The organism is Frankia sp. CoWAU3, from assembly GCF_977971855.1.
Genome location: NZ_CDWWXB010000085.1, coordinates 1947 through 11756, shown reverse-complemented (window position 1 = coordinate 11756; position 9810 = coordinate 1947). Strand labels below are relative to the sequence as shown.

The 9810-nt window shown below is 68.9% G+C and carries 7 protein-coding genes and 2 pseudogenes; 6 read left to right on the top strand and 3 right to left on the bottom strand.

The genetic code is table 11. From position 1 onward, the window contains the following. Window positions 1-333: pseudogene (locus tag AC08ON_RS09865) on the bottom strand (hypothetical protein); the annotation flags it as partial. Window positions 334-1081: 748 nt separating this feature from the next. Between AC08ON_RS09865 and prfB the strand changes: the two are divergent. Next, window positions 1082-2182: a peptide chain release factor 2 gene (gene prfB / locus AC08ON_RS09860; RefSeq protein ID WP_476607304.1), complete on the top strand. Its 1101-nt coding sequence runs from the start codon at window positions 1082-1084 to the stop codon at window positions 2180-2182. A gap of 586 nt (window positions 2183-2768) precedes the next feature. Continuing rightward, window positions 2769-3605, top strand: coding sequence for a polysaccharide deacetylase family protein (locus AC08ON_RS09855; protein ID WP_476607303.1), 837 nt, complete (start codon window positions 2769-2771; stop codon window positions 3603-3605). A gap of 54 nt (window positions 3606-3659) precedes the next feature. On the opposite strand, the gene AC08ON_RS09850 is transcribed toward AC08ON_RS09855, so the two are convergent. Further along, entirely contained in the window at window positions 3660-4766 is a 1107-nt protein-coding gene (locus AC08ON_RS09850) for a uroporphyrinogen-III synthase (RefSeq protein ID WP_476607308.1), read from the bottom strand. A gap of 666 nt (window positions 4767-5432) precedes the next feature. On the opposite strand from AC08ON_RS09850, the pseudogene nirB reads away from it, so the two are divergent. The 3 genes and pseudogenes from nirB to cobA form a co-directional block, all read left to right on the top strand. Further along, a pseudogene (nirB, locus tag AC08ON_RS09845) lies at window positions 5433-7877 on the top strand (nitrite reductase large subunit NirB); the annotation flags it as partial. A gap of 36 nt (window positions 7878-7913) precedes the next feature. Next, window positions 7914-8258, top strand: coding sequence for a nitrite reductase small subunit NirD (gene nirD / locus AC08ON_RS09840; protein ID WP_011435248.1), 345 nt, complete (start codon window positions 7914-7916; stop codon window positions 8256-8258). A 106-nt stretch (window positions 8259-8364) separates the two neighbouring features. Then, a complete protein-coding gene (cobA, locus tag AC08ON_RS09835; protein WP_476607301.1) occupies window positions 8365-9195 on the top strand; it encodes a uroporphyrinogen-III C-methyltransferase in 831 nt (276 codons plus the stop codon). Here cobA and AC08ON_RS09830 read toward each other — a convergent pair. After that, window positions 9160-9345, bottom strand: a complete 186-nt coding sequence (locus AC08ON_RS09830) for a hypothetical protein (protein ID WP_023839929.1) — start codon at window positions 9343-9345, stop codon at window positions 9160-9162. The two genes, cobA and AC08ON_RS09830, sit on opposite strands and share 36 nt — an antisense overlap. 256 nt (window positions 9346-9601) lie before the next feature. Between AC08ON_RS09830 and AC08ON_RS09825 the strand changes: the two genes are divergently transcribed. Then, window positions 9602-9810: ATP-binding cassette domain-containing protein (locus AC08ON_RS09825; RefSeq protein WP_476616821.1), on the top strand; the 209-nt coding region annotated here is incomplete at its 3' end.

The following is a 9810-nucleotide window of genomic DNA, read 5'->3' as shown; positions in this document are numbered from 1 at the left end:
CGCAGCGGCGTCGGAGTGTTTGCCGCGGTCGTAGGCGGTGGCAGCCGCCACCGTCGTGACCGCCGCGTGCAGCCGCATCCACTCCAGCGCTGGCCGGCCGCGCAGCCGGTGTTCCCGGGGCACGGTCTGTGTCGTGCGCTCTAACGAGACCAGGGCGGACGTGGTAGTGATCAGATCAGACGTCTCGTAGGCCCTGACCGTCGCGGTCAGGGCTGCCATGCAGGCTTCGTGCAGGCCGGACGCGTCGCCGCGCAGACTCACGGAGCCCACCGCCGCGAGGCCGGTGGCAACCAGGACAGAGCGTCGGTCTGCGACCTTCGAGACCTCCGACACGATGGGACCCTCCGTGCTCCTGCGGGAATGATCGCGGCCTTCCGCTGGCACGCGACAGGGCGGTGAGTCGCCGCCGCTAACGGCGTGATCCGATCGCTCGGACGACAGATCCGGTTATTCACGGCGGCCTTCCTCCTCTTCCCGTGGTAGTGGTCGGTTTCCCGTGGTAGGGGTCGGTCCTTGAGTCTTGTCTTCGTCCTGTCCCGGCGACATCGACCGGTGCACACGCGCGCACCGGTCGATGTCGCCGAGCTCTCCGCATCCGAGCTCTCCGTGGCCGACCCCCATATGGTCGCGGGGCCGCACTGTCCCGACGAAACCCGGCGTTCACGTATTCGTGCGCGAAGCGCCGCCTTCGAAGGTATCGTTCGGGGGCCGCGGACGCGTCGAGTTGTGCGAACTCGGCGATGTGGTACGTGTCTCTTCAGGAATTGGCATCGGTTGTTGTCGGAGGTTGTCATCGGACGGCTGAACCGGCTGACCGCCCGGGGCCGCTGTAACGATTGTCTGCAGTGCGGGCGTCGGTCGGCCGAAATGCTCGTGGCATCCCGCGAATGTTTCTCCTCGTGTCGTCGAGCCATTGCATGTTTCGCCACGATGATGTTTCCTGGTCGAGACGTCGTCGGGATGCTGTCGGGAGGTCGCCGGGGCTCGGCACGACGCCGATGCGAACTCGGCCGGCTCCCGTCCGGGCGGACAAGATCCGTTGTGGCGGTGGCCCCCGGGCGCCGCCGGTAAGGTGAACAGCATGGCCGTCGACCTGTCCGAGGAGATCAAACAGCTGGATGCCACGTTGACCGGCATCGAGACGGTTCTCGACGTGGAGGGGTTGCGCCGTCGCGCCGAGGATCTGGAGCGTCAGGCCGCGGACCCCGACCTCTGGTCCGATCAGGACCGGGCCCAGGCTGTCACCCGCCGGTTGTCGTCGACGCGCGGGGACATCGCCAGGGTGGAGGGGCTGCGTCGCCGTCTCGACGACATCGCCGCCGCCGCGGACCTCGGCGATGAGGATCTGCTCGCCGAGGCCGCAGCCGATCTTCCCAGGCTGTCCAGTGACATCGCCGGTCTCGAGATTCGGACCCTGCTGTCCGGCGAGTACGACGAGCGGGACGCGATCGTGCAGCTCTCGGCCGGGGCCGGCGGGGTGGACGCGGCCGACTGGACGGCGATGTTGCTTCGGATGTACCTGCGGTGGGCCGAGCGGCACGGCTACGCCACGGAGGTCTTCGACACCTCCGAGGCTGAGGAGGCGGGTCTGAAGTCGGCAACTTTCCAGGTCAAGGCGCCCTATGCGTACGGGACGCTGCGCAGTGAGCACGGGGTGCACCGGCTCGTCCGGATTTCGCCGTTCGACAACCAGAACCGGCGGCAGACCTCCTTCGCCGGGGTCGAGGTCACCCCGGTCGTCGAGCTGTCCGACCACGTCGACATCGACGACAAGGATCTGCGTATCGATATTTTCCGTTCGTCCGGTCCGGGTGGGCAGGGGGTCAACACCACCGACTCCGCGGTCCGCATCACGCATCTGCCCACGGGCATCGTGGTGACGTGTCAGAACGAGCGCAGCCAGCTCCAGAACAAGGCCGCCGCGATGATCGTGTTGCAGGCGAAGCTCCTGGAGCGGCGGCGGGCCGAGGAGGCGGCGGAGAAACAGCGCATCACCGGCGGGCCACAGGACGTCTCCTTCGGATCGCAGATCCGTAACTATGTCCTCCACCCATACCAGATGGTGAAGGATCTGCGTACCGACACCGAGACCTCGAACACCAGCGGTGTTCTCGACGGCGAGCTCGATGATTTCATCGACGCGGAGATCCGGTGGCGGCGGTCGGTCGAGAACCAGGCGTGAGAGGGTTCTTCGGAGCTTTTGTCGACGCCTGGGATGTGTCTGGTTCCGGACTGGGCGGGCAAGCCTCGCCGCACCGTCCGGGCGCTCGTGGCCCGGCGAGACGATGAGCGCCCGGCGCTCCGGTTCCGGAGTTCCGGGGGTTCGGGGGTTCGGGGGTCTGGAGATCCCCCGTTTCCGGGACGGCATCCAAATGTCGCCTGCCTCTCGGGGAACGGACGGTGAAAAGACAAAGATCCGGCCGTGGTGGGAACGTCGGTGTGACGTAGGCCCGGCCGGCGGCTCGGCTCGGCGTCGGGGAAGGACTCACCGGATCTCCTGACGCCATTGGCATGCCGGGTATACACGTGTAGAGTTCCGGGTAGTTCGCGGACCGTTCGATTTTTTAGTTTCGGTGTCTTGATCTGGTCCGCCTACTGCTTCACCCGATGGGATGTACGCCCGTGTCACCTGGTCGTTCACAATTGCGAACCGCTGTCGCGGAGGGAGTGCGGTCTGTGTCCCTGCACACGAATGCACGCATGTATATGTGTGGAAATAACGGTGCAAATCCGGGCAAGATGGCCAGTCTCGTCGGTACGGGAACGCCGTGACCTCCCTGGCGCCTGCGGCGTCCGGCGCCGCAGGCGGCGTGTTCGACGGTGCGCCCACGATGCCCCTGCCCGTCCTTATGTACCACGGCGTCGGTGATTCGGTGAGTGCGGACTTCCGACGCTGGGAGGTCCCTCCCGGTGCCTTCGCAGAGCAGCTCGAGGCCCTCGTCGAAAGCGGCTACCACCTCACCGGTCTCACTGACGCGCTGGCGCATCCCACCCGCCGCCAGGTGGTGATTACCTTTGAGAACGGCTTCGAGGACTTCGTCACCACCGCGGTGCCCGCTCTGCGGGCGATCGGGGCCAGCGCCACCCTGTATGTGCCGACCGCCTTCGTCGGCCGGCGCGCCACCTGGCTGGATGGCTACACCGAGCGCAACCTCCCCCTGTTGGACTGGTCCGACCTCGCCGCGCTCGCCGGGGAGGGCATCGAGCTTGGCTCGCACGGTCACCGTCATCTGGAGCTCGACGTGGTGCCGACCGCTCTGGCGCGGTACGATGTCACCGCCAGCCGGCGGCTGATCGAGGAGAGAACCGGCCGGCGTCCGGACAGCTTCTGCTACCCCTTCGGTTATCACTGTGCGGCGGTGCGCCATGTCGTCGCGGCCGCCGGGTTCGAATCAGCCTGTGAGGTCGGATACCGCATTCATCAACCGACGCTGTCCCGGTTCGCCATCAGCCGATTGATCGTCAATCGGGCCGCTGGGGCGGCCGACATCCTTCGGCTCGTTTCCCAGGGGCATCGCGACGCCCTGCTCAGCGTCCGGCGAGGACTGCAGTCGGGGTGGCGGGCATATCGAGCGGCGCGCTGGCGGCTCGGCCGAGGCGCCTGACGACGGGGGCGCGGGAAACTGGAGTCCGGGGCCCGGCGGTTGCCGCGTGCTCTCTCACACGACCGCGAGCCGATAGCCCCGCTTGATGACGGTCTCGACCGCGCAGCCGGCTGGTCCCAGCGCGGTGCGTAACCGGGCGACGGTCATCTCGACCGCGTGTTCGTCGGTCAGCCCGGCCGTGCCCGTCCGGCGCAGCAGCTCGGCTCGGGACAGCACCCGGCCGGGACGCTCGGTCAGCGCGTCGAGGACTGCCGCGGTCCTGGGTGCGAGCATCACCGGCTCGCCGTTGACGATCACTGCCGCGCCCTGGACCCGCAGCACGTGCCCCGCGGCCTCGACGGTCCGCACCCGGCGACGCGGGAGCTCGTCGGACAGCGTGCGCACGAGTGCTCCGAGCCGGAACCGGTCCGGGGTCACCGTCGCCACGCCCTGCCGTTCGAGGGGGGCGGCACAGACCGGACCCACGCACGCGGGCAGCACCTCGCCACGCAGCGCGGTCAACAGTTCGTCGAACTGTCCCATCTCCCGGGCGATCCGTAGCAGGCTCACCACGGCGGGCGCGCTGGTGAAGGTGACCGCGGAGACCCCGCCGGTGACGATGAGTTCGACCATCCGGCGGACCGGCCGCAGATCGTCCGGCGGTTCCCACCGGTACACCGGTATCTCGACGACCTCGGCACCCGCCGCGCGCAGTCCCTCGACCATGTCTGGCAATGGCTCGCCGTGTAGCTGCACCGCGATGCGCAGCCCGGCCAGGTTCTCCGTGAGCAGATGGGCGACGAGCTCGGCGCCGGATTCCGAGCGGGGCGACCAGCACTCGGTCAGCCCCGCGGCCCGGACGGCGCCGGTGACCTTCGGCCCGCGGGTGAACAGCCGGGCGCCGTCCAGCCGGTCGCGCAGCCGCTCGCCGAGCCCCCAGCCCTCGGCGGCCTCCACCCAGCCGCGGAAGCCGATTGCCGTCGTGGCGATCACCGCGTCCAGCGGCCGGGTGAGGCACTCCCGGGTCGCGGCGAGCAGCAGGCTGTCGTCGGCGAGCGGCACTATGCGCAGGGCCGGGGCATGGACCACCCGGGCTCCGCGCCGTTCGAGGAGGTTCGCGAGCTCGTCGCGGCGACGCGCGGCCGTGACCCCGACGGTGAAGCCGAGCAGCGGTGGCAGCACGGCGCTGACGGCCGGCTCCCTCGATGTCGCCGACGCCGGGAACGTCCCGGGTGCGCTGGTGGTTTCGGGCGGGCTGGTGGTTTCGGGTGTTCCGGCGGTCCCGGGTGCGCCGGACCGGTCGCCAGCGTCGGGCCGCCCGGGACTACGGATTGTCACAAGGCAACCTCCTGGCCTGGGGTCCCGCGCCGATCCCCCGGTCACCGCAGGATCGGCCACGGCCATGTCCACGCGCTTGCCGGTGTGCAACGCCGGTGTTAACCGGCACCGTTGCGTATTCACGACGTCCGCATCGAGCGTTCGTCGGGCATCTCACATCCCGTCGTGTCGTGGAGTGCATGCCTTGTAGCCGGACCGACCTGACTTCGAGTCGGCGTTGACATCCTGGGTTCGTACGGTTCTGGTCGTAGCGGGTGGCCGTTCGGACCGGCACCCATCGGTTCGGACGTGCGGGTGGTGCGCGGATGTCTTCTCGATCACTGGTGGTCGTCGGCCACGGCATGGTGGGGCATCGGTTGTTGGCGGCGCTGCGGGACCGCGACGTCGAGGGGCGATGGGATGTCACGGTCCTCGCCGAGGAACCTCGGCCCGCCTATGACCGGGTAGGGCCTCTCGGCGTACTTCACCGGGGCGACCGCGGAGGACCTCAGCCTCGTCGAGGACGGATTCCTTGAGCACCCCCGGCTGCGAGTGCGTCTCGGTGAACCGGTCGTCGCCGTCGATCGGGCTGCCCGGACGGTGACCACCGGTGCCGGCCGCACCTACCGGTACGACGTGCTGGTGCTTGCGACCGGTTCCTACCCGTTCGTCCCGCCGGTACCCGGCCGGGAGGCCACCGGCTGCCACGTCTACCGCACGATCGAGGACCTGGATGCGATCTCCGCCTCGGCGCGCGGCAGCCGGACCGGGACCGGTGTGGTCGTCGGTGGCGGCCTGCTCGGCCTGGAGGCGGCGAACGCGCTGCGTAGCCTGGGGTTGGCCACCCACGTCGTCGAGTTCGCGCCCCGGCTGATGCCGGCCCAGGTCGACGAGGCCGGCGGGCAGACACTGCGAGCCCACATCACCGGGCTCGGGATCGGCGTCCACACCGACACGGCCACCGAGCGGATCGAGGCCGATGCCGACGGGTGGGTCGCCCGAATGGTCTTCGCCCGTCACCCCGAGGGGCTGGCCGGCCTCGACACCGACGTCGTCGTGTTCTCGGCGGGGATCCGCCCGCGGGACGCTCTGGCCCGCGAGTGCGGACTCGACGTCGGGGATCGCGGTGGCATCGTCGTCGACGAGGGCTGCCGCACCAGCGACGAGCACATCTACGCCGTCGGCGAGTGCGCCCTGGCGGCCGGACGGGTGTACGGGCTGGTCGCACCCGGATACGCGATGGCCGAGGTCGTCGCGGACCGTCTGCTTGGCGGCGGCGTGACCTTCACCGGTGCCGACATGTCGACCAAGATCAAGTTTCTCGGCGTCGATGTCGCGAGCTTCGGGGACGCCTTCGGGACGACTCCCGGTGCGCTGCCTATCACGTTCGCCGACCCGGTGGCCAAGGTCTACAAGAAGCTGGTGCTCTCCGACGACGCGCGTAGCGTCCTCGGTGGCATCCTCGTCGGCGATGCGGGGGAGTACGGAACGTTGCGGGCCATGGTCGGCTCCGCCGGGGTCGTGCCGGACGATCCCGCGCGGCTCATCCTGCCGGCCGGCGACGTCGCCGGGGCCGGCGGCTCCGGGGCCGGGGTGGCGCTCTCCGCCGGGGCGCAGATCTGCTCGTGCAACAATGTCACCCACGGTCAGATCTGCGCCGCGATCAGCGAGAATGGCCTTACCGACGTCGCTGGGATCAAGGGGTGCACCAACGCGGGCACGAGCTGTGGCAGCTGCGTGCCGATGCTCAGGACGATCCTCGGCCAGCAGCTCGCCGCTGCGGGCCTCGAAGTGTCGAAGGCGCTGTGCGAGCACTTCGACGTCAGCCGGGCCGAACTGTTCGAGATCGTCCGGGTGCGGGGGATCACGACGTTCTCGCAGCTGATCGCCGAGCACGGTCGGGGCCGGGGCTGCGAGGTCTGCCGGCCGGTGGTGGCCTCGATTCTTGCCTCCCTCTACAACGGGTACGTCCTAGTCGGCGAGCAGGCCGCCCTGCAGGACACCAACGACCACCTGCTCGCGAACATGCAGAAGGACGGCACGTACTCGGTCGTCCCCCGGCTGCCCGGCGGCGAGGTCACGCCCGAGACGCTCATCCTGATTGGCGAGGTGGCCCGGGACTTCAATCTCTATACGAAGATCACTGGCGGGCAGCGCATCGACCTCTTCGGCGCCCGGGCCGAGCAGCTGCCGAAGATCTGGAAGCGGCTGACCGACGCCGGACTCGAGTCCGGACACGCCTACGGCAAGGAGTTGCGGACGGTGAAGTCCTGCGTCGGGGAGACCTGGTGCCGCTACGGCGTACAGGACTCCACCACGTTGGCCGTCGACCTGGAGCTACGCTACCGCGGCCTGCGATCCCCTCACAAGATCAAAATGGCGGTCTCCGGCTGTGCCCGGGAATGCGCGGAGGCGCGGTCCAAGGACGTCGGGGTGATCGCCACCGAGCAGGGCTGGAACCTGTACCTGGGCGGCAACGGCGGTCATCGGCCCCGGCACGCGGAGCTGTTCGCCTCCGACCTCGACACCGAGACGCTCGTCCGCTACATCGACCGTTTTCTGATGTTCTATGTGCGCACCGCCGATCGCCTCCAGCGCACCGCGCCGTGGGTGGAGAGCCTCGACGGCGGCCTTGGGCATGTCCGTGAGGTCATCGTCGATGACTCGCTGGGCATCTGCGCCGAGCTTGACACGGCCATGGCTTACCACGTCGCGACCTATCAGGACGAGTGGAAGACGACGCTGGCCGATCCGGTGGCACTGCGCCGGTTCGCCTCGTTCGTCAACGCCCCCGAGGCGGCCGACCCCGACGTCATCCACGTCCTCGAACGCGGCCAGCCCCGGCCGGCCCGCCCGGCCGAGCGGGCGGCCCTCATCGCCGGTGCCACGCTACCCGTGGTGGCTGACCGTTTCCTTGCCTATCCAGGCTCCTTGCCTATCCAGAGGGACGAAACGGACACAAAAGCCTCTGGATAGGCAAGTAGGAGCATCACGGACGATTTGGAGGCCGCCATGATCTGGACCGACATCTGTGCCCTGGACGATCTGACTCCCGATCGCGGCGTGGCCGCGCTCGTCAACGGCGCCCAAGTAGCCATCTTCCGGCTGAGCGACGGTCCCGTGCTCGCCGTCGGCAACGCCGACCCGATCGGCCTGGCCAACGTGCTCTCCCGGGGTCTCGTCGGCTCCCGCGGAGACCGGGCCGTGGTCTTCTCGCCGTTGCACAAGCAGGCGTTCGACCTGGCGACGGGGGAGTGCCTTGATGCCGAGGGGGTGCGCATCCCCGTCTACCCGGTGCAGGTGCAGGACGGTCGGGTGCTGGTCGGCCCCGTCGCGGCGGCCCGGCCGGTCAGCTGAGGCGATCAGTCGGGCGATCAGCCGAAACGGTCGGCTACAGTGATCGGCCCCGAACGGGCTGGTCAGGCCGCACACTGGGAGAAAGCCGACGCGGGAGGGGACGAAGATGACCGGTGCGCAGACAGCCCCGGGCGGATGGGTGGCCCTTGTCGGTGGCGGTCCCGGGCGGGCGGATCTGATCACCGTACGCGGTCTACGGCTGCTCCAGGCTGCGGATGTCGTGGTGGTCGACCGGCTGGCTCCCCATGAACTGCTGGACGAGGTGCGACCCGGTACCGAGATCATCGATGCAGGCAAGGCGCCGCACGGTCACAACCTGACCCAGGACGAGATCAACGCGGTGGTCGTCGATCGGGGACTGCGCGGGTTCGGTGTCGTCCGGCTCAAGGGCGGCGATCCGTTCGTCTTCGGTCGTGGCGGCGAGGAGGCTCTGGCCTGCGCCGCGGCCGGCCTGCCCTGCGAGATCGTCCCCGGGGTGACGAGCGCCGTCGCGGTCCCCGCGCTCGCCGGGATCCCGGTGACCCACCGGGGCATCACCCAGGACGTGGCCGTCGTCAGCGGCCACATCGATCCTTCGCATCCCGGTTCCACTGCCGACTGGGACGCGCTCGCTACCGGTCCGGGCACGGTCGTCGTGCTGATGGGCGTCGGGGCACTCTTTGAGATCAGTCACGAGCTGGTGAAGCGGGGCCGCCGGCCGGAGACTCCGACCGCGGTGATCCACGCTGGCGGGACAGCCGATGAGACGATCATCATCGGGCCCCTGGTGGATATCGCCCAGCTTGCGGCCGAAGCCGCGATCAGTTCTCCCGCGGTCATCGTAATCGGAGATGTGGTTACGTTACGTGATCGCCTTGCAGGCGTGATAGGTACCGTCGGGGCGGTCCCAGCGTGGCCGGGCTCAAGAGACGTGACGGGCGGCGAGGACCGCCAGTAGCATCACGATCGCGATCAGCGCGACGATCACCTGCGGTGACATCTGGAAGAAGTTCTGGCGCAGATACTCGCGCGAGGCGCGGCAGGTGGGACACCGGCCTTCGACCACTAGTCCGGCGCAGCGCGCGCAGACGAGATCCTCGCTGCCCATGGCGCCTCCTTCCCACCCGTGACGGATGCCATGATCGGGCGATCGTCGCACTTCCCCGGGATGGGGACAACACCCGGACGTTCCGGATGGAGCACGACCGCTGGCGACGCGCACGATCGACTTCCACGTTACGCCCGCGCACGGTGGCGTGCCGCTCCGTCAAAGGTCGATCGGGCGGGCGGCGACCCGTCCGGGCTGTTCCCGGAGATTCCGGTCGGGCGTAACCTGCGGTCCCCGACCTTCGTCACGCCCTACCATGCGGCTACTGAAAGTCATAGGCGTGTGGGAAGGCGCAATGATTGTTTTGAGCTCCGTGAGCAAGCGGTACCCGAACGGCGACCGGCCGGCGCTGGTCGATGTCACCGCGGAGATCGGTGCCGGTGAGTTCGTCTTCCTCGTGGGTCCGTCCGGATCGGGTAAGACCACATTGCTGCGATTGCTGCTGCGGGAGGAACGAGCGACGTC